The following is a 23811-nucleotide window of genomic DNA, read 5'->3' as shown; positions in this document are numbered from 1 at the left end:
TTATTGCGTCCGTGGGCCCTGCCCGAATGCTTCGTCCACCCGCGCCAGATCCTGCTCGCTCAAGGTGCCCGCGTAGTAATGCAGCTTGGTCCAGGCCATCAGGTAGTCGTAGCGTGCCTGGGCCAGATCGCGGCGGGTGGTAAATAGTTGTTGTTCGGCGTTCAGGGCGTCCAGATTGGTCCGCTCGCCGCCCAGAATGCTTTGTTTGGTCGAGACCACCAGTGCTTCGGCCGACGCAAGCGCCTTCTGATAGGCACGCAGCTTGTTGACGCCGGACAGGCAGGCACTGAACTGACGGCGCAGTTCGATGAGCGTCTCGCGGGTCTTGCCATCCAGTTCGTATTCGGCCTGTTCCATATTGCGACTGGCCTGACGGGTCGAGGCCGACACACCGCCACCGGCGTACAACGGCACGCTGACTTCGAAACCGATTGTGTTGGTCTCGTAGCGCTGGTTGTAGGTGTTGCCGCTTTCCGACTCGTTCTGGCGCATCGCGGCGTAGGCATTCACTTTCGGCAGATGCCCTGCACGATTGCGTTCGACCTCGTAACGGGCCACTTCCACGGCCTGGCGTTGCGACGCCAGATTCGGGTTGTTGCTGATCGCCAGTTCATGCCAGGTGTCGTAGTTGGCCGGCATCAGGGCGAACGTCTGGAAGTTCTGATCCAGGGGCGCCAGGTCAGTGATGTCCACCGCCGGTACGCCCACCAGTGCGCCGAGCTCGCGCAAGGCCGCATCCTGTTCGTTACGCGCCTCGATCTCTTCGGCGGTCGCCAGCTCATAGCGGGATTCGGCTTCGAGAATGTCGGTTCGCGTGCCCTCACCCTGCTTGAACATGTGCTCGTTCTGCTGGAACTGCTGCTCGTAGGCCTTTTTCTTGGCTTGGGCGATGTCGATCTGATCCTGGGCGAACAGGGCCTTGGTGTAGTTGTCCAGGACGCGAACCAGCAGCTCCTGACTCTTGCCGCGAAAGTTCTCGTCGGCAAACAGCGACTGCGCCACGCCTTTGCGATAGGCCGCGTAGGCTTCGTAGTCGAGCAATGGCTGCTGCAGCGTCAGGGTCGAGCCGTAACTGTTGTAGTTGCGCTCCTCGGTACGGTTTCGGGCACGCTCGTCGAGGGACGTGGCCTTCGATGTGTTGTGGCCCTTGTTGTAGTTGTAACCCAGTTTTGGCAACAACCCGGCGCGGCCAATGGCCCGATTTTCAAGGCCTGCATCACGTTCCTTGATCGCGCCGAGAAACACCGGGTCGTTGCGTAAGGCCTGCTCGTAGATTTCGAACGGCCCCATGGCTGCCACTGCACTGTTGCCCGCGAGCAGCGCGAACGCTGCCGCCAGCATGGAAAGCTTATTCATACAGCCGAACATCCTTATTCTTCAGTCAATGCGGAGCCGGCCCGGTCGAGCAACGGTTTGAACAGATAGTTGAGGAGTGAACGTTCGCCCGTGCGCACGAACATTTCCGCCGGCATGCCCGGCTTGATGACCAGGCCATTGAGCTTCTCCATGGCCTGATCGCTGACGCTGCTGCGCAACACGTAATACGGCGCGCCGGTTTTCTCATCGACCATCTGGTCGGCGGAAATCAGGCTGACTTCGCCGGGAACCCGCGGCGTCTTGCTCTGGTTGAACGCGGTGAAGAGGATGTCCACCGGCAGGTGCGTCCCGACCTTGTCGATCAGGTTGATCGGCAAGTGCCCTTCCACTTCCAGACGGGTGCCTTGCGGGACGATTTCCAGCAGGGTTTCGCCCTGACGCACCACGGCGCCTTCGGTGTGCACGCCAAGATTGACGGCGATGCCGTCCGAGGTGGCGAGGATTTCGCTGTGTTGCAGGTCGAATCCGGCGGAGGTCAGTTGCTCGGACAGGGTGACGCTTTTCAGTTGCGCATCCGCCAGCTGGCTGCGGACTTCTTTCTGGTATTCCTCGCCGTGCTGTTGCAGTTTCAGGCGCGACTCGAGAATGCCCTGCTCCACGCGGCCGCTTTCGCCGGTGTTCTCCGCCAGTTGCTGCTGCACCTGCGACAGCTGACGCTGGTATTCCATCAAACGGTTGCGCGGGATGTAGCCGTTGTCCGCCAGCGGTTGCAGGTTGCTCAACTGCTGTTGCAGGGAAGAGGCCTGGGCATTGAGATCGGTACGGGCGCGGCGCATGCCGGCCAGTTGAGACGTGGCGCCTTCGATGCTGGCGCGCAATGCAGCCTGCTCGCGGGAGAACGCTTCACGGCGGCTGCTGAACAGTTGTCGCTGGCCCTCCAGCACCAGGGCCAGACGCGGGTCGGCGTTGTCGCTCAGCTCTGGCGGAAACGTCACCTGCTTGAGGTTGTCGCGCTCGGCCTGCCAGCGTGCCAGGCTGGCCCAGGCCATGCGGTACTGGGCCTGCAGCGATTGCACGTCGGCGGCAACCTGCGTCTGGTCGAGGCGGAACAAGGGCTGGCCCTGCTTCACAATCTCGCCTTCGCGGACCAGGATCCGGCTGACCACACCGCTGCTCATCGACTGCACGGCCTTGCGTTTACCGGATACCACCACCGTGCCTTGCACCGGAATCCCCTGATCCAGCGGCGCCAGTGCCGCCCAGGCAAAGAAACTGCCGGCCCCGGCCAGCGCCAGAATCCAGCCCATCCGGGCGAAGAACTTTGCGTCGCGCTCCGGGCGTTCGGTGATGTAGGCGTGTTCCATGTTCGCTTCGTTTTCTGTGTTCATGCTCGCGCTGCTCATACACCCGAGTTCCTTGTCGAGGGCTGGTACTGCCGGCTCATGCTGAGTCCGCCCGGTGCCTGCGCGTTTTTTTCTGTTTGTTGTGGCTGTTGTGGCGGGTTGCCGGACAGCGCCTTGAGTACGTCATGGCTCGGACCGAAGGCTTGCAGACGGCCCTCGTTGAGCACCAGCAGCTTGTCGGCCTGGGCCAGCACCGAAGACCGGTGCGTCACCAGCACCACCGTGGTGCCCTGGGCCTTGAGTTGCACGATGGCACTGGACAATGCCGCTTCGCCGACGGTGTCGAGGTTGGAGTTCGGCTCATCCAGCACCACCAGACTTGGCGTGCCGTAAATCGCACGCGCCAGTGCCACACGCTGTTTCTGGCCACCGGACAGACCGCTGCCGTCCTCGCCCAGTTGCGTGTCGTAGCCTTGCGGCATGCGCAGGATCATTTCGTGGACCCCGGCCTGTTGTGCGGCGGCCACGACTTTCTGCGGATCGGTTTCGCTGAAGCGCGCAATGTTCTCGGCGATGGTGCCGCTGAACAGTTCGATATCCTGCGGCAGGTAGCCGATATACGGACCGAGTTGGTCGCGGTTCCAGCGATGGATGTCGGCACCGTCCAGGCGCACTGTCCCGCCAAGGGTCGGCCATACACCGACCAGCACCCGCGCCAGCGTCGACTTGCCGGAGCCGGAGGCACCCAGCACGCCCAGCACTTCACCGGCCGCCAGATTGAAATTGATCATGTGCAAGGTCGCGGCACGTTGCCCGGGCGGGCCGGCACTGACCTGTTCAAAGGTGATCTGGCCTTTCGGCGCCGGCAGTGCCATGGCGTCGTCGCTCGGCGGAAATGCCTGCAACAGGGAATCGAGACGGCGGTAGGCCAGCTTCGCCCCGCTCCACTGTTTCCACACGGCGATCAATTGGTCGATCGGGCTGAGCACCCGGCCCATGAGAATGGAGCCGGCGATCATCATCCCGGCGGTCATGTCGCCCTTGATCACCAGCAAGGCACCCAGGCCCAGCACCAGCGATTGCAGGCACAGACGCAAGGTCTTGCTCAGGGAGCTGATGACCGCGCCGGTGTCACTGGCCTGGTTTTGCAGGCCGAGAAAGCGCGAATGCACCTGGAACCAGCGCTTGCGCAAGGAACCGAGCATGCCCATCGCCTGAATGGTTTCGGCGTTGTGCAGATGGCTGGTGGCCAACTGGCTGGACTTCTGCGAGAAACCGGCGGCTTCGCCCAGCGGCTTTTTGGTCATGTATTCGTTGAGGCACGCCAGGGCGATCAGCAGCAGCGCGCCGGCGGTGGCCAGCACACCGAGCCAGACGTTGAACAGATAAATCACGAACAGATAGACCGGGAACCACGGCGCATCGAAGAAAGCGAACAGCGCCGGCCCGGTGACGAACTGGCGAATGTGGGTCAGGTCGCCGAGGGACTGACCAGCGTTGCCTTCCCCCTTGAACAGGTTGCGCTCGAACGCGGCCTGATAGACCCGCAGGTTGAAGCGGCGCTCCAGCTGGCTGCCGATGCGGATCACGATGAAGCTGCGCACCACCTCCAGCAGGCCGATGAACGCGAAGAACCCCACGACCATCAGAGACAACATCGCCAGGGTGGTTTCGTTTTGCGAAGACAGCACTCGGTCATAGACCTGGAGCATATATATCGAGGGCACCAGCATCAGCACGTTGATCAGTGCGGTAAAGCATCCGACGCTGATCAGAATGCTTTTATAGTCACCCAGTGCCTTGAATAAGGGTGCGGTGGCTGGGGCCTTCGCCATCTTCATTGATTATTCCTGAAATGATATTCCCCGCCGTACTTGGCGAGTCTTCTATTAATTAGCCCGCGCTCGGAGCGGGACATACACCGACAGCATCCGCTTACACTTCAACAACAACTTTCGCGACCAAGTACCACGGCAGAGTTATTGAAGGCAGGCTTATAACTGTAACGAGGTGCCTTATATTTAAACTGCGTGCCGGTTCCGATAATCAAGGCTGCTTTGCAACTCGCTCCAGGGTAATCACCAGACCCGACTTCAAAGCACTCAGATAAAGCCCGTCACGTTGTCGGCTGAAAAACTGGATTCTTGAGCCCTCTTTACCGGTGATGGAGAGCCCGTCGGGATCGGGAAACCAGCCGATGGCACTGTCTTGCAGCCACGCGCTCAGACAATCGGCGCCCTTGCCCAGGGTCTGATTGGCCTCAAGGTCGACCTGGCAGGTGTTCGACGGTTTGTCCTGCATCGCTAGCGCTTCGGGGGTGTCACTGCGGGCGCTCAGTGTCGCCTGCCACGGCCCGGCAAATACCGATGGGTCTTCGAGTCTCAGGCTGCTTGCCATGGTTGTTTCTCCAGAAATCATCATCAGCATCGGCAACAGGTGCGCCGCCGCATTGCGGGTAAAAGCGAATTGGATCATAGGAAATTTCACTCCGGCACGTAGCCTTGCTTACCGGCCAAGACGATGCAAGCAAAGAAAGCGGCGCATGCGCGCCGCTTTCCCGGCTCACATCAAGCCACGATGTCGCTGATCGCTGCCTGGCCAACGGTGCTGACCTGGAAGTCCGCCACGCCGTGCCCGGAGAAATCCACCGACAACAGGCTGTTGCCGCCCGAGGAAGTCAGGATGGCATCGCCCGCCGCGCCGGTGAAGGCGCTGACGAAGTGCAGGCCCGAACCATTGGTGATCGCGCTCAGGTCGATTTTGTCCAGACCGCTGACAAAATCGAGGATCTGATCGATCGCACCCGGCTTGGAATCGGAACTGGCCGCGAACAGGAAAGTGTCCGAACCCGAACCGCCCCACAGCTTGTCGGCACCGCCGCCGCCCCAGATGATGTCGTTGCCGGCACCGCCCTTGAGCTCGTTCGCGGCACTGTTGCCGATGATCAGGTCGTTGCCCGAACCGCCGATGGCGTTCTCGATGGTGACGCCCTTGGCGATGGAGACGTTGCCCACCAGGCCGCCAACGTCGGAGAACGAGGCTTCATTGAGGTTGATCTTCTGGTTCTGGGTGAAACCCGAGAAGTCGAAGGTGTCCTTGCCGCCCGCATCCCACACCGAGAACACCAGCTTGTCCGTCGACGAAGTCGCGCTGAGGAAGTCGCGGCCGGCGTTGGAGTTGAAGCCGTAGGTGGTGTCACCGGTACGGGTGGTCAGGTTGGCGCCGTAAAGCTTCTGGATCGCTGCGATGTCATCCATCAGCGGGCCGGAGGCATAGGCTTCGACGCCGCCCTTGCTGAAGTTCTGGCTGGTGTTGCTTTCACTCCAGTAACTCATGAGGCTGTAGCCGCGGGTGTCTTGCCCGTAGGAAGCGTCATTGTAGGTCGGGTTGCCCGTGCCGGCGTTGTAGTCGCCCGGGTGGGACAGGCCCAGGGTGTGGCCGATTTCGTGGGTCAGCGTCTGACGCCCGTAGTTGTTCACACCTGGAGTTTTGTTGACGTCGTATCCACTGCCGGTCAGGTACCAGGACTGACCGTCATAGCCTGGCTCGGTGCCTGGCAGGAACGCGAATGCCGCTGCGCCTTCCTGACCGCCGCTGTAGTTGCCGAAGGTCATGTGGCCGTCGCCACCTCTGGCCGCTTCGGTAAACGTCACGTTGGCGACATCGGCCCAGGATTGCATGGCGAGCACCGCCTGGGCTTTTTGCAGGGAACTGAACTGACTGAAACCGGTAACGCCCAGGCCACCGAAGTTGGCGGTCTTGGAGGTCAGAAAGGTGTAAGTCAGTTCGATCTTGCCGCTACCGTCGAGGTCGTGCCAGGAGGCACCATCTCGCAGCAGTTGGGTGGCGGCTTGATCCACCGAGAAGGAGGGTTTGCCATTGACCGTGAGGTTGCCGCCACGATCGTACTGATGGCTGAAGCTATTGATCTGGTTATACGCCGAGCTTGGCGCAGCCAGGGGGGCCGCGTTCAGCTGGAAAGCCTGTTCGGCGGTATCAATAGCATTCGCTTTTACTTTCGACATAAACACACTTCCTTGTTTAGCAATGGAACAGTTTTTGTCCGATAGCGACAACCTCTGGCGAGATTGTCCTATCACTCGCCCAATGAAGGCATCAGAAACCTGACACAATTTGAAATCTGTCGTCTAGCGTTTTTTCGAGATCAAATTGAAGTCTTCCGGAAAAGTCCCGTAAACAAAGCGCGTGCCGCTGGAAGAATGTTGCAAGTGTGGTGAGTTTGCCTAATTGTCTGACGATTTCTTATTTAAATATTAAATATCGGTAAGTTGCTTTTTTGTTGGATACGTCTCACTTTCCCGCACTTTATTAGTGCGGTGCCAGCGAAGTGATATCAACCAATTAAATAGACGTTGCCAGCTATCGGAGCGGGATAACCCGCTCCGACAGATTGTCAGCTGCCGGTGCGGATCTTGTTCCACACCCGCGTGCGGATCCGGTCAATGTTCAGCGGCATGGCTTCCAGCGCAAACAGCTTGCCCATCATTTCCGGGCTGGGATAAACCTTGGTGTCGTTCTTTATGGCCGGGTCGATCAGGCTGTCGGCCTGTTCATTGCCGTTGGCGTAATGTACGTAGTTGCTGATGCCGGCCATGACGTCGGGCTGCAGCAGGTAATTCATGAAGGCGTACCCCGCCTTGGCATCCGGGGCATCGGCGGGCATGGCGACCATGTCGAACCAGATCGCGGCGCCCTCCCTGGGGATCGCATAGCCAATGTCGACGCCATTCTTCGCTTCTTTGGCGCGGTTCTCCGCTTGCAGGATGTCGCCGGAGAAGCCGACCGCCACACAGATATCGCCATTGGCCAGATCGCTGGTGTACTTCGAGGAATGGAAGTAACTGACATACGGCCGCACTTTCATCAGCAGTGCTTCGGCTTTCTTGTAGTCTTCGGGATTCTTGCTGTGGTGCGGCAATCCCAGGTAATTCAGCGCAGCCGGCAGCAATTCCGGGCCATTGTCGAGGATCGCCACGCCGCACTTCTGCAGTTTCTGCATGTTCTCGGGCTTGAAGATCAGGTCCCAGGAATCCACGGGCGCGTTATCGCCCAGTACGGCCTTGACCTTGGCGATGTTGTAACCGATGCCAGTACTGCCCCACAGATAGGGGAAGCCGTGTTCATTGCCCGGATCGTTGGTCTGCAAGGCCTTGAGCAATACCGGATTGAGGTTTTTCCAGTTCGGCAACTGGCTCTTGTCCAGTTTCATCAGCGCCCCGCCCTGAATCTGCCGCGCCATGAAGTGGTTGGACGGAAACACCACGTCATAACCGGATTTACCGGTCATCAGCTTGCCGTCGAGGGTTTCGTTGCTGTCGTAGACGTCATAGGTGACGCCAATGCCGCTGGCCTTTTCGAAGTTCTTGGCGGTGTCCGGTGCGATGTAATCGGACCAGTTATAAACCTTGACCGTATCCGCGGCCTGAGCGAGGGACACGGCGAGCATCAAGGGGGCGAGAGCGAGGGTCTTTCGGATCATGGATCGATTCCTGTATTGGCTGTTGTTGTTGGCAGGCAATCAAAAGGATCAAAGCGTCAGAAAATCAGGACATAGGTCTTGCGCACGGTCTCCTGGATGTCCCAGATCCCGAGCGTGTTGGCTGGCAACATCAGTGCGTCGCCACCTTGTATGTGCAGGGTTTCGCTGCCGTCGTCCGGGGTGAACTTGCAGCGACCGGAAATGAAATGGCAGAACTCCTGGGCGGTGATCTGCCGCCGCCAGCGTCCGGGCGTACATTCCCAGACGCCGGTTTCGACGCCGTCGTCGCGCTCGACGCTGGTGGTCGATGCCACCGCGACCGGAGTGCCGAGCGGCACGGCCACCGGATTGGACTCGTCCAGTTGCAACATGGGGGTGTTCTTGAATTGGGTGATGCTCATGGCGTTACCTGTCTGGTAGTAAACATCGTTCAGTGCATGAAACCTTCCATGAACCCGGCCACCCGGCTGGCAAGCTTGCGCCGCCAAGGCGCCGTCGCCGGGTTGGCCAAGGTCTGGTCTTCGTGGACGAAGCTTTTGATGATCGCGTTGTAGCCGAGCCAGCGGCACGGCTCCGGCTCCCACGCTCGCAACGCGTGGATTCCACCGTCGGGGAGAACCCATGGCTGACGGGTCAGTTCGGTGTCGCGCTCGAGGATCAGATCGGCCAGGGTGCGTCCGCCGAGGTTGCTGGCCCCCACGCCTTCCCCGCCATAACCGCCGGACAGCGCGATGCCGTTGGCCCGGTCACACAGCATGTGCGGTTTGAAATGCCGGGACATGCCGAGGTTGCCGCCCCAGGCGTGGGTGATCTGTACGTTTTTCAGTTGCGGGAACAGTTCGCCGAACAGATAGCGTCGCAGTTCCACTTCATCCCGGGTCAGATCAAAGTTGTGGCGCAACTGGCCGGCGAATTGATAGCCGCCACGGGCGCCGAAAATCAGTCGGTTATCGGCGCTGCGCTGGCCGTAGGTGACCTGGCGACTGAACTCGCTGAAAGCCTGGCCCCGATTGAGGCCGATTTCATCCCAGGTCGCAGCGGGCAACGGCTCGGTGGCGACGATCAGGCTTTGCACCGGTATTTGATAACGGCCCAGCGGTGGCAGTGTGACGGAATAACCTTCGATAGCCGGGACGATCCAGCGACTGCGCACGCTGGCCTTGTCGGTGCGCAGGCTGCCGGCCTGCCAATGGGTCACCAGGCTGTTTTCGTAGATTTTCACTCCCAGGCGTTCGACGGTTCGCGCCAGGCCGCGCACCAGTTTTGCCGGGTGAATGGTCGCCACATGCTGGGCGAAGATGGCGCCGTAGGGTTTGGCGATGCGCAACTGCCGCGCCAGTTGCTCCGGGCTTAGCCAGCGGTAATCGTCGTCGGTCAGGCCCTGAGCGTGGAGCTTTTTCAGGTAGTCGCGCAGATTGGCTTCCTGCTCGGGATAGCGCGCGGCGCAGTACAGCACCCCTCCTTTGCGGTAATCGCAGTCGATACCTTCGCGTTCGAGGACAATTTCCACTTCATCGGGAATGCTGTGCAACAGGTCGAATGAAGCGCGGCGTTGTTGTGGCGACAACCCTGCCAGCAGGCGATCCTCGCCCAGCAGATTGCCCATCAACCAGCCACCGTTGCGACCCGAGGCCCCAAATCCGGCGGTTTGCGCCTCGACGATGGCTATATCCAGTCCCGGCGCCAGTTTCTTCAGGTAGTACGCCGTCCATAACCCGGTGTAGCCGGCGCCGATGATCGCCACGTCGACGTCCAGGTCCTGCTCCAGTGCCGGCCGCGCGCTGAGCGGCTCGTCGAGTTGATCCATCCACAAACTGATAGTGCGCCACGCCGGCATGCAAGACTCCGCCAATCCAGATTTCGATGGCGTCGATCCTAGTGGCTGACCTCAAGGACTGTCTTGCGCGCGTGTCCGCAAAGAAATTTGTTTGGCGTAGGCCTTGGGCGACTGCCCGGTGTGCTGGCGAAAACAGCTGTAGAACGCCGACAACGAGTTGAATCCGGCAGCGAACGCCAGTTCATCAATGCGCAGCGGCGGCGCGGCGTTATCCAGCGCTTGCAGCAAATGCTGGAGTCGTGCCTGGTTGACGTAGCGATAGAAGCTTTGCCCCAGCACCTGATTCAGCAGATAAGAAATCTGATTGCGGCTGTAACCGCACTCCTTCGCCACGCGTTGCAGGTCGAGTTCGGGGTCGAGATAAGGCTGCTGACGCTGAAAATACTGCTGCAGGTCTTCGGCCATGAAACTCAACTGTCGTGGCGACAGGCCCAGTCGGCTCGCCGCCGGACGCTGACTCGGCGTCGAGGTACTGGAGCCCTGCTCGCGCACCAGTGATGCGTATTCGTTGACCCGCCAGATTTTGGCGTCCTTGACGGTAATCGCTTCGCTGGAACGGAACGACACCAGACCATTGCCGCCACGCAGGGTCACTTCGTATTGGATGAACGCCGTGTTGCCGTCGATGCGGATCCGGTCGCAATGCTCCAGCGCTTCGTCGGATTCACGGGGCATGCTGACGCGAACGTACTCACGCAACTCGTCGAGACCGAGCACGCGGTTCTGGAAAAAATCGTTGTACTGAATGTCCGGATGGTACAGCGCCATGACGCCGTCCAGATCCCGGTGTTTCCAGCACAGGTGATAGCGCATGACCGTTTCGGCCGTGGCCGGGGTCTGCTGCGGGCCGTCATCATCGGCGTGCATAAGGGACTCTTGGCAAAAGAACCGAGCTTGCCCAACTTCGCGTGCGTCATCAACCAAGCGGCGCATAGTGGCATTTTGGCGACATTTTCATCAGCCGTGACTTACATCAAAAAAATCCCTGCAATCGCCAAACGGCCTGAAAAATCTCACAGGTTTTTCACATCCAGGTGCTACTTTTAAGGACAGTCACCGGTTGAGCCAATGAAGGCTCTTCCCACCTACCATGAGCAAACGGAAGCGCTCGATGAAGAAGGCGGGCAATACATGAACAAAGGGTCAAGCAAAGTCACGTTCCCCAATGCCTGCCAGCTGATGCGCTGGCATTTTCATCCTATGGGTTTCGAGGCCACGATGGACGCGCCGGGCAGCATGATTGCCCGCCTGTTCGACCGGGCCAGCGGCGAAACCATGATCGCCATTGCCGGCATTCCCTGTGCCACGGTGATGAATGCGGCGGATGTCGAGCGAATAATCGAGGCCGTTGAGGATGAGCTGGAGGCCTTCATACCTCCGGATTCCCTCAAGAGTTACGCATAACCTGATGATTTAAAACAAAAAAAGCCCGCCGAGTGCGGGCTTTTTCATGGGCAATCGATTCAAGCGGTTTTCTTTTCCGATCGGTGATCGACGAAGAACGGCTTGCCCTTGGCGACCCGGTCCGACGCACGCGGCATGTTCACCGCTTGGGCATCCTGCGGCTCGACGTACCAGTAGCAATGGCTCACGGCACGGGTGATGCCGACGTAGGCCAGACGCAGGATTTCGTCCTTCTGCGCCGTGTCGTAAGGCTCGTTGTCACCGGACTTGCCCAGTCCGGCCATGCGGTAGACCTGATTCTTGTAGGGCGAACTGGTGAGGTGCTGGCAGTCACCGAGCAAGAACACCGCATCGGCCTGCAAGCCTTTGGCGCTGTGATAGGTCAGCTGTTTCAAGCGTCGAGACTCGTACGGCAAGCTCGAATCAACATTAACTACTGACTGAATATGATGTTCTATCAATGACTTATCGCTACTTTTTCGATAAAGCATCAGGATCGAATCACCGTTCCTGTAATGCTCCGCCAGGCGCTGGCCGAGTGCCTGATCATCGCGCTCCAGCACGTTGACCGGTTGCAAAGGCTTCTCTTCGCCACTGGCTTTTGCTTTCTTGCCCGGGATCGCCGGTGCGGCACGGACAATGTGTTCGGCGGCATCGATGATGTGCTGATGGCTGCGGTAGTTGTCGCTGAGCATCACCCGCGTCGTGCTTGGCGAGGAGAACTCTTTGTTGAACTCCATAAAGTAACTCGGCGAACTGCCGCGCCAGCCATAGATCGACTGCCAGTCATCCCCCACGCACAACAAGGACGAACGCTGCGCCCCGCGTCCGACGTGCATGGCCGGGCCACGGCTGCGGATCTCCGCAAGGCTGGAGCGGATCCACGAGACGATCTGCGGTGAAACGTCCTGAAACTCGTCGATCATAAGGTGCGACATGGGGCGCAGCAGTTCATCGCTCAGTAGCTTGAGGTTCTCCGGCGAATGCTCGCTGAACAGCGCAAACATGCGGTTGTAGGTCATGATCGGCGGTTTCTGATCGAGCAAGTGATCTTCCAGCGCACGCCAGAACAGGCTTAGCGCCTCGAAGAAAAACCGGTCAGGATCATCCTTGGCGAAACTCATGCGACCAACGGCGTCCGGTACGTCCAGCCCCAGGTTCTCGATAAACCCGGCGGCGGCGACAAAACAGTCGAGCAACGGGGCAGACACGAGTTCGCCCTTGACCTTGTAATCGAACCCCGGACCGGCACTCGCATCGCCGGCCAAGGAAGCCAGAACTCGTCGCGAAGATTCATAACTGTCGAGCCATATCAATGGCTTACGACAGAAAGCTTGAAACAGGGTGCGCTTGACTGCCCACTCTGCACGGACCGTCAGCCTGGCATCGGGACGACAGACTTGCGGGTTTTCCTTCGGGTCGAACCCCAGGATGACCCAGGCATCGAGACTTGGAATGTAGCCATGACAATGGAAGGTCGAGCCGTTGATCTCGAACGCCTGGCGGTTCGGCTCGACACCTTTTATCGGCCAGGCACCGGCACGAAACCACAGGTCTTCAATCACGTCGCACAGTTCTTCGTCGCGCCTAGCGGCAAGCTCGGTCACTGCCATGCGTTTTTGCACGTCGGGGTGATCGCGCTCCAGCTCCTTGAGCTGCAAGGCATGCCGGGACAACGGCTGGACCAACTGGCGAAAGCGCTCGTTATCCGTGTAGAGGCGGTAATAGCAGGCATTGAGCTGCTGGCGCTGGGCGTCGTTGATCCGCAGATCGAACGGGTTGCTGTCGACGTCGTCTTCAGCACCCTGCGGCCGGTGGCTGAGATTCTCGAACGCCTGCAAGCGCTCGAACCCTGGCAGGCTGCGCACCATCGGCAGAATCCGCGAGTGAAAGGTGCGCACCAGATCCCGGGCGGTTTTCTGGCTGATGGCCTGTCCCCACAAGGCGAACAGTTCGATCAGTTTATTGATGAAGTCCTTGCGCGACTCCCGGGTGAAGGTCACCACGGTCATCGAGTCCAGCTCAAAGCCCAGATAGTGCGTCAGCAGCAGAATACGCAGCACCAGCGTGGTCGACTTGCCAGCCCCGGCGCCAGCGACTACCGACGTTGACGGCGTATCGCTGAAAATCATTTTCCACTGCGCAACGCTCGGCTGGGCACGGGCCGGCAGCAAACGGGCGACGTCAGCCTTCATACGTTTCTTCAGCTCGGCCGTCAGTGGCAGGCGCCAGTCATCGAACAGGTGGTTGTCGATGCCCGGCGCACGGTGCTCAGTGCTGCGGCTGTCGCGGATCAACAGGACCTGCCGGCCCTCTTCCAGCCCTTCAGCCTTGCCTTCCTTGTAGCCGTAATCGAACCCCGCGGTGTGCCCGCTGCGAAAGCCGTCGGCCTGACCGTGCAGCCACGATGCCCGATGCTGGGCGCGTAATTGCGTCAGACCATGCCCGAGGAAACGCGCCGCCAGGCGTTTGAACCACGGCATCTCGGCCAGGGGACGAAGTTCGGGAGGAAGATCGGGGGTATTTTGCGCCACGCTGACGGACTCCAGAGGCTGAGGCTGTTGAGGGCTATGGTGTCTGCATTTGCCGTTGAGTTCTAGCGAAATGCTTACAGGTCATTGAGTTAGGCGATGAACTGAAGGCTGCATGAGAGCGTTTCGAGATTTATAACATCAGTCAATTCGATGGGAATACGGCACTTTTTACGCTTTTTCTCGATTATCGGTTGATAGATGATGCTCGCCATCAATCACCGGTCTCGCTTCGTGGCTGCGGCCGAAACGCCCCATGACGAACCTTTTGAGGAGAAGATCATGCTTGAACTCAGACCCTTCAGCTCGCTGGGCGGCGCCCATCACGGCTGGCTGGATGCCCATCACCATTTTTCGTTCGCCGAGTACTACGATCCGCAGCGCATGAGCTGGGGCAATCTGCGGGTATGGAACGATGACATCATCGCCCCGGGAACCGGCTTCCCCACTCACCCGCACCGGGACATGGAAATCATCACTTACGTGCGCGAAGGTGCGATCACCCACCAGGACAACCTGGGCAACAAGGGCCGCACTGAAGCCGGCGACGTTCAGGTAATGAGCGCCGGCACCGGCATCGCCCATAGCGAATACAACCTGGAAGCGACCGCCACCAAAATCTTCCAGATCTGGATTCTGCCGACCGAAACCGGTGCACCGCCTTCCTGGGGCGCCAAACCGTTCCCCAAAGGTGAGCGCGAAGGTTTCGTGACGCTCGCCAGCGGCAAGGACGGTGACGATGAAAGTCTGCGGATTCGCGCCAACGCACGTTTGGTGGCGGCCACTATCAAGGCCGGGGAAACCGCTGAATATCGACTCGACGAGGGGCGTCGCGCCTACCTTGTACCGGCCACCGGTGTGATTGAAGTCAACGGCTTGCGTGCACAAGCTCGAGACGGTGTGGCGGTAAGCCATGAGTCGGTATTGAGCGTCACAGCGATTGAAGACTGTGAAATCGTGCTGGTGGATCTGGCCTGATCGGCTGAATGACGGGCAAAAAAGGGCGACCTCTGAGGTCGCCCTTTTCTATTCAGCACTGATCACTGGGTGGAAATTGCACCATCGACCAGCGTTTGCGCTTCGACCACCAGTTGCTTGAGGTGGTCATTGCCAATGAAGCTTTCGGCGTAGATCTTGTAGATGTCTTCGGTACCCGACGGACGTGCAGCGAACCAGCCGTTCTCGGTCATGACTTTCAGACCGCCGATGGCCTGATCGTTGCCCGGGGCCTTGCTGAGAATGCTCTGAATCTTTTCGCCGGCCAGTTCGGTGGAAGTCACCTGCTCCGGCGACAACTTGCTCAGCAGGGCTTTCTGCTCCGGGTCGGCCTTGGCGTCTACACGCACCGAGAACGGTTCGCCCAACTCATCGGTCAGCGCACGATAGGCCTGGCTTGGATCGCGGCCGGTACGGGCGGTCATTTCAGCCGCCAGAAGCGCCGGGATCAGGCCATCCTTGTCGGTGCTCCAAACGCCACCGTCCTTACGCAGGAACGAGGCGCCGGCGCTTTCTTCACCGCCGAAACCCAGTGAGCCGTCGAACAGACCATCGGCAAACCACTTGAAGCCGACCGGCACTTCGTACAGGCGTCGGCCCAGGCGCTTGGCCACGCGATCGATCAGGCCACTGCTGACCACGGTTTTACCCACGGCAGCATCGGCGCGCCATTGCGGGCGGTTCTGGAACAGGTAGTCGATCGACACCGCCAGGTAATTGTTCGGCGCCAACAGACCGCCGGACGGCGTAACGATGCCGTGACGGTCGTGATCAGGATCGCAGGCGAACGCGACATCGAAGCGCTCCTTGAGACCGATCAGGCCCTGCATGGCGTGGCTGGACGATGGGTCCATGCGGATCTGGCCATCCCAGTCGACAGTCATGAAGCGGAACGTCGAATCGACTTCCTTGTTCACCACGTCGAGGTCAAGACGATAGTGCTCGGCGATGGCTGACCAGTAGCGCACCCCTGCTCCACCCAGAGGATCGACGCCCATACGCAGTTTGGCACCGCGGATGGCATCGAAATCGATGACGTTGATCAGGTCGGCCACGTAGGTGTTGACGTAATCGTGACGATGCGTGGTCGGGGCTTTAAGCGCCTGCTCGTAGCCGATGCGTTTAACGCCTGCCAGCTTGTTGGCCAGCAGTTCGTTGGCCTTGGCTTCGATCCACTTGGTGATGTGGGTGTCGGCCGGACCGCCATTGGTTGGGTTGTATTTGTAGCCACCGCTTTGAGGCGGGTTGTGCGACGGCGTGATCACGATACCGTCAGCAAGGCCGGTGGTGCGGCCGCGGTTGTAGCAAAGAATGGCGTGGGACACGGCCGGCGTCGGGGTGTATTCGTCGCCTTCGGCGATCATCACGGTCACGCCGTTGGCTGCCAGCACTTCCAGGGCACTGGCTCCGGCCGGCGTAGACAGCGCGTGAGTATCGATGCCGACGAACAGCGGGCCGGTGATGCCCTGGGCTTCGCGATACAGACAGATCGCCTGGCTGATCGCCAGAACGTGCCACTCGTTGAAACTCAGGTCGAAGGAGCTGCCCCGATGCCCGGAAGTGCCAAATGCCACGCGCTGGGTGGAAATCGAAGCGTCAGGCTGCCCGGTGTAATACGCCGTTACCAGTCGCGGGATATCGACCAACAGTTCTGCCGGTGCCGGTTTGCCCGCAAAAGGACTGAGTGTCATGCAAAACCTCTGAAATAGAGTGGTTCAGGAAATTACAGCGGAGTTTACTGGCAGTTTGACCGTAGTGCGATGGTATCTATCCCGTGCATCCCCGATGTTTTTTAACAGCTCAGTCACCGGGGGCCAGCCGCAATGCATCGCCAAGCAGACCGACGACCCCGGCCAGCTCAGGCCCGCTGCTGCCGATTGCACTCAGGCGCATGTGCTGCCCATGCATGCCCTGGGTACTGAACAGCTCCCCCGGCGCGATCAACACGTGTTGTTTGAGCAGGCGCTGAAACACCGCCCCCATCACCACCCGACGGGACGAGCGCACCCAGATCGTCGCCCCACCCTGCGGCTCGTCGATGTGCAATGCATCGCCCAGCCCGTCTCGCAGCAGCTCGATCAACTGCGTTCGGCGCTCCTTGAGCAGACGCTTGAGCACCGGCAAGTGTTGATCGACACGACCGCTTGCATACAGGCGGGCAATGGCTTTCTGGCGAATCGGCGAGAGACGGAACGAACGCAGCAGGAAGTGCCGTTGCAGATCGGCCCGCCACTGGCGAGCAAGTACAAAGCCGTAAGGGGCTTCGACACCGATCACCTTTTCAAAAGTCGAGAAAACCAGCAGGCGATCGGGGTCCAGCAGATCACGCAGAGGTCGCCGATCACTGTCATCTCTCAGCTCGCTGTAGCTGTCGTTTTCCAGCACCCAGATGCCGTGGCGCGTGAGCAGGCTTGCAATAGCCTCGAGATTATCCTGAGGAGCCAGACTGCCGTGGGGCATGTTCAATTGCGACGACAGCAAGACCAGCCGTACTGGCTCGGTTTCCAGCAACAATGCCAATTGCTGTGGATCGAACACCCCGCCGGGCTGCACCGGCAGCTCGATGATCCGCACATCCGCAGACTGAAGCAGGCGCAATATCATCCAGTCACAGGGCGACTCCACCACCACGGTAGCGTGGCGCAGCTCAAGGACAGCGATCAGGATCTCGAGGACCCCTCTTGCGTCGGCGCCAATATAGACATCTTCGGCATGCCAGCAATGGGTCGGTGAAGAGGTATAACGTGCAGCAAGCAACGTGCGCAGCTCCAGTTCGCCACAGGGCTGAACCACGGCCTGAGGTTGCCGCGGGTACTGGCGCATCAGCTCCCGCTCAAGCGTCAGCAGCGGACCATCCAGCGGTTGTACCGATGCCGGGTCATCTGCGCTCAGCACGCGCATCCCCGAACATCTGGCATTGACATAGACGGTTTCCAGCAGGTCGCTGCCCCGACCGGGCGGCATGACCGTACTGGCTGCTCTTGCGAAATAACCGGACTTGGCAACGGAGTAAACCCGACCTTCCTTTTCCAGCAAGGCATAGGCGTACTGAATGGTTGAAATCGAGACGCCCAGCCGTTCGGCCAATTGCCTCAGGGATGGCAATCGAATCGCACCTTCGCCGCCAGGCTCTTCGATCAACTGGGTAAGGTATCGATAGACGGCCTGGTAGGCGAAGTCGGTTTCACGTGCGGCATTCATGAGCGGGCATCCGCCGGCATGTTTTCGCCTTCAGGCAATACACTCACGCTCAACCTTCCGCGGAGCGGTCGCCCACGGCAACCTCGACGTCGGAGAGCTCCGGAGCCCGCCTGACCTGCTCATCCATGGGAATGGAATCCATGGCATACAACCGGCTGATCAGGTGTACGGGCAACCCGCTGACTTCGGTCATCCATTGCAGAACCTGCTCCGGCGCATGCAGCCCTTGCATCGCCCGGTGCAGATCCGGCATGGCGATCAGCATGCCCGGATGGCAAGTGCGCAGAAAACGTTCCAGGCCGGCACCGCCTTCGATAAACGGCGCAAACAACAGACAAACGAGTTGCGATTCACTGATTCCGACATTTCTGTGCAGTGCGGCCATCGCCACCGATCGGTGTTCGGTCAGATCGGACAGGTTGCCGAATGACGCCAGAAACCGCTCGCAAATCTGTTCGGGAACGTTCCTGCGGCGCATCGAAGCCAGACAACGCTGCACATACTCCGAGACGCCCGCCTCGTAGCTGCGCCCTTCGACATGACAGACTTGCAGGCCGTGCAGGTAGGCAGCGATTACAGGGTCTGTCGACTCGTCGGTGCCCGTTTCGATCTGCAGTTCATTGGCCTGAAAACCAAGAAAATCGCTGAGCAACGGCCACCGCTCGTCCATCTTGCCCACCACGATATCGTCGATGCCGATGTAACTGGTGCGCCGACAGGCTTCGAACTGGCCAAGCGGGCGCCAGGGCTGCAGGTCGGCTTCCGGGTAGAGTTCCCGATAGTAATCGCCGCCCATGCCATCGAGCAGGCTGAACAATTCATCGAAACCGTTGCCCCGCTTTGGCAGTGCACCGATGCCGGCTTTGCGAGCCGCCCGGTCGAGGCCATGCAGAAAAGCCTCCTGACTGCGTGCAGAGTCACTGCTGAGCAGTGCATCGACGCCGTTGTTCCATCGAGCGACCTGGCCGAAAAACTCGCCCGTTGCCAGGTAGTTGTCGTCCCATAGATAAAGCTCTTCATTCCAGCACCGACGATGGCCGACCATCAGCAAATTGATGCAGCTTGCCTCGCGCCCCACCTCCGAGACGGGTGCCTGGTGATTGAAGGGCAACACCTCTCGATGATCGACCATCAACAGTTCGACCCTGGGATCATCATAAAGAAACAGTGCACTGAAGCTGCGATGCATGTTGTGCAGTGCCGACGCGGGTACGGCACCTCCGCGCAGCGTCGCAACCCGCAGCTGAAAGGTGCCCGGAGCGCGCCCGGCGATGCTCAATTGGGCGGCGCGCATAAGGGCCAGGCTGTAACAACAGTCTCGGGTTCCGGATTGAGTCACCAGCACCTTGAATTCGCCGATACGATCCATGCCCCCGGCCGCTACCGCCAGCCGCTGAATCAACAACTGCAATGCCGTGCGCTCGGCACGGGAAAAGAAACTCAGCAATCGCTGCAATACTTGCTGGTAGACATAATTCATTGCCTGATCATGGATCGTGCTCATCAGTACTTCACCCGATATCAAAGGTTTCATATTGCGCAGCCAAGAACATCGGACGCGCAATCATTCTTCATTAATTAATAGACGCTAAAATGCTAACACTTAAAGTTTTGTAGTTATTTGAAACAGTTGCACTTGAAATAATTCACGCCCGCGACACGAATGGCGCAACCCCCTGTCTTTACGGAGGTTTCCCTGGCTTCAAGTTTTCTTAGGAAAATTCTTACAATGACCTGCGCACGATGAGCACAGGAAAAAAAGAAGGGATTACATAGCCGCCCTACAGCAATTAAACAGAAACCGGAACATCGATCTTCAACAGCCGTTTGGTATTGCACAAAGCAAATAGAATGCACAGACATCGCTCATTCCTTGAGATGAAAGTAGTCATTCAATTATCAGGGTCTGGAGGGCGATTAGAAGATACAGATCACGAGTAAAAACCAGTTCAGTTGCTGAACGTCCCCAGGCATCGCGCCCAGGGTTTCTCATGGTCTGAAGGAAAGAACGCACAAGAGTCCGTGGGCCACGGACTCTAAAGGTAAAGGTCAGGCAGGTTCGACTTGCAGTGCAACGCGCTCACGGCAAGGGCATTCATCCATGTAACGATGCGCTTCGACAAACTCGTTGAACGGGAAGACTCGCGTCTTGAGCGGCACCAGCACGCGATCGGCCGTCAACTGATTGATGTCGCGCAGGGCACGTTGCAGCGCAACATGATCCTGGACGATGCCCAGCTCCGGCTTCCCGGTGAAGTTGCCGATGCAATGCACGAAGAACTGGATGTTCTTCTGGAACGCTGCGCAGGCCGGGAATGGCGTCTGGTTGCCACCCTGCAGGCCATACAACACCAAGCTGCCACGAGGTGCCAGCACATCACCCAGCAGTGACATCTGTGGGCCGCCGAGACCGTCGAACACGACGTTGACGCCGCGGTTGTCGGTAATCTTGTTGACCCGCATCAACAGGTCTTCTTCTTCGGTGACGATCACTTTCTCGGCACCCAGAGAGAGCAGGTATTCGCGCTCTTCTGCGTTTTTTGTGGCGGCAATCACTCGCACGCCCAGCGCCTTGCCCAACTGGACAAAGGACGGGCCGGCGCAATGACTGGCGTCAGTGACCAGGGCAAACTGTCCGGGTTTGACGCGTGCCAGATCGACGTAACCGAAGTACGCGATCAACAGCGGCGTGTAATGCACGCTGGCTTCGATCGGGTTCAGCACGTCCGGATAACGGGTCAGCGCGGTACGTGGCAGAACGATCAGTTCGCCGTAGACCGGATAGTCGTTGGGACTTTCCGCCGGGAAACTGGCTACCTTGTCACCGACGATGAGGTCTTCGACACCGTCGCCGATCGCCGTGACCACACCGGCCATCTCATGGCCCAGGCCGGACGGCAGGCGTGCCTGGGACGATGCCAGATTCTGACGCCAGAGTGTGTCGTACCAGCTGATGCCGATTGCCTCGACACGCACCTGCACTTCGCCAGGACCTGGCTGAGCGGCCGCATGCTCTTCGCATTTGAGCACCTCGGCCGGACCAAACTTGTGAAAACGGATCGTGCGGGACATCGCAAACCTCGTCAAAGTAACCTCTAATGCCCTGAACTCTATCTGGGCTTTCCAGCCAAGACCATCAGTGGCTATTAATAGTCGACATGCCTGTCATTGATTCCGCAGCATGGCCAGCATTGAGAAAATCCATGAAAAAACTGCCACTGCCTTCTCAGTAAAGCTGAATTACCCGGTGCAGACTACCAGCCTTTCCCCGTAAGATTCATGCCGGCCATTGTTCTCATATGGCTGCCCTCGTCAAGCTTGATGACTCTGCCAGGACTCCAGATGAATCGTAATGACCTGCGTCGTGTCGACCTGAACCTGTTGATCGTATTCGAAACACTGATGCACGAACGCAGCGTGACCCGCGCTGCGGAAAAACTGTTTCTCGGCCAGCCGGCGATCAGCGCGGCGCTCTCGCGCCTGCGTGGTCTGTTCGATGATCCGCTGTTTGTACGCACCGGGCGCAGCATGGAACCGTCCGCTCGGGCGGTGGAAATCTTTGCCCTGCTCTCCCCGGCCCTGGATTCGATTTCGACTGCCGTGAGCCGCGCGGCCGAATTCGACCCGGCCACCAGCACGTCGGTTTTCCGCATCGGCCTGTCGGACGACGTCGAATTCGCGTTGCTGCCCATGCTGCTCAAGCGCCTGCGCGCCGAGGCGCCGGGCATCGTGCTGGTGGTGCGACGCGTCAACTACATCCTGATGCCTGGCCTGCTCGCCTCCGGCGAAATCTCCATCGGCGTCAGCTACACCACCGACCTGCCGGCCAACGCCAAACGCAAGGTCTTGCGCCGCAGCCAGCCAAAACTGCTGCGCGCCGACACCGTACCCGGGCCGTTGAGCCTGGACGACTACTGCGCCCGCCCCCATGCGCTGGTGTCGTTCGCCGGCGACCTCAGTGGCTTTATTGATGAGGAGTTGGAAAAACTCGGACGCAAACGCCACGTGGTACTGGCCGTACCGCAGTTCAATGGCTTGAGCACGTTGCTGGCCGGAACCGATATCGTCGCGACCGTGCCGGATTACACGGCTGATGCGCTGACGTCTGCGGGTGGCGTTCGGGCGGAAGATCCGCCGTTGCCGACGCGCACGTTCGAACTGCATATGGCCTGGCGCGGGTCGCAGGATAACGATCCGGGGGAGCGGTGGTTGAGGTCGCGGATTCAGATGTTTTTCGGTGATCCGGACAGTCTCTGAGCAACCTTTCCGAAACCGCTTTGCTGTCGTCAGCAAAGCGGTTCAAAAACTCAAACACAAGCCCCGGATCAAGCCACGCGATTGGCCGACAGACAGTAGATCAACAGCGCCAGCGCCGCCAGCGTGCCACCCACGATCCCCACATAAGCAAAGCCGAGCTGGCTGCCCACCCAGCTCCCCATCAGGGCCCCGCCACCAATACCGATGTTGTAGATCCCTGAAAACAGCGCCATCGCCACATCGGTCGCGTCGGGTGCCAGCACCAGGACCCTGGACTGCAGCGCCAAGCCGAATCCCATGATCGCCATTCCCCAGAACACGCTCAGTGCGCACAGGTACGAAACGCTACCGCTCAAAGGCAACAGCAGCACCAGGCACAATGCAAGCAACGAAACGGCGACGATCAGAAAACGCGGCGGGCTGTAGCGGTGCAGCCAGCTGAACAGCAGGGACCCGAAAATACCCGCGCCGCCGAATAACAGCAGGATCAGCGTGACCGTCTCGCCACTCATGCCCGCCACGACCTGCACGAAAGGTTCGATGTAGCTGTAGGCGGTGAAATGCGCCGTCACGACCATGGCCGTCAGGACGTAGATCGCCATGAGCGCAGGTCGCTTCAATAAAATGGGCAGACTTTTGAGCGAGCCAGAGTTCTGGCTCGGCAGCAACGGCAAGACCCTGGCCAGCCAGAACACCAGCGTAGCGGCCAGCACTGCGATCACGATAAAAGTGGTTCGCCAGCCCATCGCCTCGCCCAATATCCGGCCAAGGGGAATGCCGAGCACCATCGCCAGTGAAGTGCCGGTTGCCAGCAGGCCCAACGCTTGAACCTGCTTGCCCGGCGGCGCCAGGCGCACAGCCAGTGAAGCGGTGATGGACCAGAACAGCGCATGCGACAACGCCACGCCAATCCGGCTTACCAGCAGGACAGCGAAGCTGGTCGCCAGACTCGACAGGATGTGACTGAGGATGAATATCCCGAACAGTACGATCAACAGCTTGCGCCGCTCGACATTGCGCGTCAGCAGCATGATCGGAAGTGACGTCAGCGACACCACCCATGCATAAATGGTCAACATCAGGCCGACCTGAGCCGATGTCATGTCGAAACTGCTGCCAATCGAACTCAACAGACCGACAGGAACAAACTCGGTGGTGTTGAAGACGAACGCAGCCAGTGCCAGCGCAATGACCGCATACCAATTGCCGCTGGTGGTCGTCGTAGAATTGCTCATTTGAAAGTCGTGCCCATCTGTCGGTTTTGCGTACACCAATTGCCGGAAAGCCTCAGACGACAGGTGGTTCGATGGCGACTTTACTATAAAGAAACGGCGACTTGTCCGTTGGTGGCGAAACTCTTGGCGCGAGCGCCTCGCTGTTCTTTCTGCAATGCGCGTTATCGGTCGGAGCTGGTGATCCGGACGC

At 59.4% G+C, this 23811-nt stretch carries 18 protein-coding genes; 3 read left to right on the top strand and 15 right to left on the bottom strand.

Annotated features, from left to right (window positions below; genetic code table 11):
* The 9 genes from NE357_RS14055 to NE357_RS14015 form a co-directional block, all read right to left on the bottom strand.
* Entirely contained in the window at nt 1-1368 is a 1368-nt protein-coding gene (locus NE357_RS14055; protein ID WP_169430378.1) for a TolC family outer membrane protein, read from the bottom strand.
* A gap of 2 nt (nt 1369-1370) precedes the next feature.
* Nucleotides 1371-2720 carry an HlyD family type I secretion periplasmic adaptor subunit gene (locus tag NE357_RS14050; RefSeq protein WP_169430377.1) on the bottom strand — a complete coding sequence of 450 codons (1350 nt, stop codon included), beginning with the start codon at nt 2718-2720 and terminating at the stop codon, nt 1371-1373.
* Nucleotides 2717-4501: a type I secretion system permease/ATPase gene (locus NE357_RS14045; RefSeq protein ID WP_169430376.1), complete on the bottom strand. Its 1785-nt coding sequence runs from the start codon at nt 4499-4501 to the stop codon at nt 2717-2719. Before NE357_RS14045 ends, NE357_RS14050 begins: the two co-directional genes overlap by 4 nt.
* A 205-nt stretch (nt 4502-4706) precedes the next feature.
* The gene (locus tag NE357_RS14040) at nt 4707-5135 is read right to left on the bottom strand and encodes an AprI/Inh family metalloprotease inhibitor (protein WP_169430375.1); all 429 of its coding nucleotides are present in this window, start codon (nt 5133-5135) and stop codon (nt 4707-4709) included.
* A gap of 92 nt (nt 5136-5227) precedes the next feature.
* The gene (locus NE357_RS14035) at nt 5228-6685 is read right to left on the bottom strand and encodes a serralysin family metalloprotease (RefSeq protein ID WP_169430374.1); all 1458 of its coding nucleotides are present in this window, start codon (nt 6683-6685) and stop codon (nt 5228-5230) included.
* 389 nt (nt 6686-7074) lie between these two features.
* On the bottom strand, nt 7075-8160 hold the full coding sequence (locus NE357_RS14030) for a polyamine ABC transporter substrate-binding protein (RefSeq protein WP_169430373.1): 1086 nt from the start codon (nt 8158-8160) through the stop codon (nt 7075-7077).
* Nucleotides 8161-8216: 56 nt separating this feature from the next.
* Nucleotides 8217-8561 (bottom strand): cupin domain-containing protein, encoded by a 345-nt coding sequence (locus NE357_RS14025; protein ID WP_169430372.1) that lies wholly within the window; start codon nt 8559-8561, stop codon nt 8217-8219.
* Nucleotides 8562-8590: 29 nt separating this feature from the next.
* Nucleotides 8591-9997, bottom strand: a complete 1407-nt coding sequence (locus tag NE357_RS14020) for an NAD(P)/FAD-dependent oxidoreductase (protein ID WP_169430371.1) — start codon at nt 9995-9997, stop codon at nt 8591-8593.
* 51 nt (nt 9998-10048) lie between these two features.
* Nucleotides 10049-10864 (bottom strand): helix-turn-helix domain-containing protein, encoded by an 816-nt coding sequence (locus NE357_RS14015; protein ID WP_169430370.1) that lies wholly within the window; start codon nt 10862-10864, stop codon nt 10049-10051.
* A 264-nt stretch (nt 10865-11128) separates the two neighbouring features.
* On the opposite strand from NE357_RS14015, the gene NE357_RS14010 reads away from it, so the two are divergent.
* A complete protein-coding gene (locus tag NE357_RS14010; protein ID WP_169432639.1) occupies nt 11129-11401 on the top strand; it encodes a DUF1652 domain-containing protein in 273 nt (90 codons plus the stop codon).
* 59 nt (nt 11402-11460) lie between these two features.
* On the opposite strand, the gene NE357_RS14005 is transcribed toward NE357_RS14010, so the two are convergent.
* Nucleotides 11461-13935 carry a UvrD-helicase domain-containing protein gene (locus NE357_RS14005; RefSeq protein WP_169430369.1) on the bottom strand — a complete coding sequence of 825 codons (2475 nt, stop codon included), beginning with the start codon at nt 13933-13935 and terminating at the stop codon, nt 11461-11463.
* A 279-nt stretch (nt 13936-14214) separates the two neighbouring features.
* Here NE357_RS14005 and NE357_RS14000 point away from each other — a divergent pair, with 279 nt between their 5' ends.
* Nucleotides 14215-14910, top strand: a complete 696-nt coding sequence (locus NE357_RS14000; protein ID WP_169430368.1) for a pirin family protein — start codon at nt 14215-14217, stop codon at nt 14908-14910.
* 62 nt (nt 14911-14972) lie between these two features.
* On the opposite strand, the gene pgm is transcribed toward NE357_RS14000, so the two are convergent.
* The 4 genes from pgm to NE357_RS13980 form a co-directional block, all read right to left on the bottom strand.
* On the bottom strand, nt 14973-16619 hold the full coding sequence (pgm, locus tag NE357_RS13995) for a phosphoglucomutase (alpha-D-glucose-1,6-bisphosphate-dependent) (protein ID WP_169430367.1): 1647 nt from the start codon (nt 16617-16619) through the stop codon (nt 14973-14975).
* A 109-nt stretch (nt 16620-16728) separates the two neighbouring features.
* Nucleotides 16729-18129 (bottom strand): aminotransferase-like domain-containing protein, encoded by a 1401-nt coding sequence (locus tag NE357_RS13990; RefSeq protein WP_169430366.1) that lies wholly within the window; start codon nt 18127-18129, stop codon nt 16729-16731.
* 49 nt (nt 18130-18178) lie between these two features.
* Nucleotides 18179-19633: a hypothetical protein gene (locus NE357_RS13985; protein ID WP_169430365.1), complete on the bottom strand. Its 1455-nt coding sequence runs from the start codon at nt 19631-19633 to the stop codon at nt 18179-18181.
* A gap of 545 nt (nt 19634-20178) precedes the next feature.
* Nucleotides 20179-21201: a zinc-dependent alcohol dehydrogenase family protein gene (locus tag NE357_RS13980; protein WP_169430364.1), complete on the bottom strand. Its 1023-nt coding sequence runs from the start codon at nt 21199-21201 to the stop codon at nt 20179-20181.
* A gap of 270 nt (nt 21202-21471) precedes the next feature.
* Between NE357_RS13980 and NE357_RS13975 the strand changes: the two genes are divergently transcribed.
* Complete coding sequence (locus NE357_RS13975; protein WP_085709803.1) at nt 21472-22386, top strand: LysR family transcriptional regulator; 915 nt, start codon at nt 21472-21474, stop codon at nt 22384-22386.
* A gap of 68 nt (nt 22387-22454) precedes the next feature.
* On the opposite strand, the gene NE357_RS13970 is transcribed toward NE357_RS13975, so the two are convergent.
* On the bottom strand, nt 22455-23621 hold the full coding sequence (locus tag NE357_RS13970; RefSeq protein ID WP_169430363.1) for a sugar transporter: 1167 nt from the start codon (nt 23619-23621) through the stop codon (nt 22455-22457).
* Nucleotides 23622-23811 lie beyond the last annotated feature (190 nt).

The sequence above is a fragment of the Pseudomonas sp. G7(2022) genome, from assembly GCF_052660475.1.
The sequence above is the reverse complement of the archived record's forward strand: the minus strand, read 5'-3'. Positions and strand labels throughout refer to the sequence as shown.

Coding starts and splice junctions, on each gene's coding strand:
- NE357_RS13975 (WP_085709803.1), top strand. CDS start 21,472: ATGAATCGTAATGACCTGCGTCGTGTCGACCTGAACCTGTTGATCGTA.
- NE357_RS14050 (WP_169430377.1), bottom strand. CDS start 2,720: ATGAGCAGCGCGAGCATGAACACAGAAAACGAAGCGAACATGGAACAC.
- NE357_RS14045 (WP_169430376.1), bottom strand. CDS start 4,501: ATGAAGATGGCGAAGGCCCCAGCCACCGCACCCTTATTCAAGGCACTG.
- NE357_RS13980 (WP_169430364.1), bottom strand. CDS start 21,201: ATGTCCCGCACGATCCGTTTTCACAAGTTTGGTCCGGCCGAGGTGCTC.
- NE357_RS14040 (WP_169430375.1), bottom strand. CDS start 5,135: ATGATCCAATTCGCTTTTACCCGCAATGCGGCGGCGCACCTGTTGCCG.
- NE357_RS14035 (WP_169430374.1), bottom strand. CDS start 6,685: ATGTCGAAAGTAAAAGCGAATGCTATTGATACCGCCGAACAGGCTTTC.
- NE357_RS14030 (WP_169430373.1), bottom strand. CDS start 8,160: ATGATCCGAAAGACCCTCGCTCTCGCCCCCTTGATGCTCGCCGTGTCC.
- NE357_RS14000 (WP_169430368.1), top strand. CDS start 14,215: ATGCTTGAACTCAGACCCTTCAGCTCGCTGGGCGGCGCCCATCACGGC.
- NE357_RS14025 (WP_169430372.1), bottom strand. CDS start 8,561: ATGAGCATCACCCAATTCAAGAACACCCCCATGTTGCAACTGGACGAG.
- pgm (WP_169430367.1), bottom strand. CDS start 16,619: ATGACACTCAGTCCTTTTGCGGGCAAACCGGCACCGGCAGAACTGTTG.
- NE357_RS14020 (WP_169430371.1), bottom strand. CDS start 9,997: ATGCCGGCGTGGCGCACTATCAGTTTGTGGATGGATCAACTCGACGAG.
- NE357_RS14015 (WP_169430370.1), bottom strand. CDS start 10,864: ATGCACGCCGATGATGACGGCCCGCAGCAGACCCCGGCCACGGCCGAA.
- NE357_RS13985 (WP_169430365.1), bottom strand. CDS start 19,633: ATGAGCACGATCCATGATCAGGCAATGAATTATGTCTACCAGCAAGTA.
- NE357_RS13970 (WP_169430363.1), bottom strand. CDS start 23,621: ATGAGCAATTCTACGACGACCACCAGCGGCAATTGGTATGCGGTCATT.
- NE357_RS13990 (WP_169430366.1), bottom strand. CDS start 18,129: ATGAATGCCGCACGTGAAACCGACTTCGCCTACCAGGCCGTCTATCGA.
- NE357_RS14055 (WP_169430378.1), bottom strand. CDS start 1,368: ATGTTCGGCTGTATGAATAAGCTTTCCATGCTGGCGGCAGCGTTCGCG.
- NE357_RS14010 (WP_169432639.1), top strand. CDS start 11,129: ATGAACAAAGGGTCAAGCAAAGTCACGTTCCCCAATGCCTGCCAGCTG.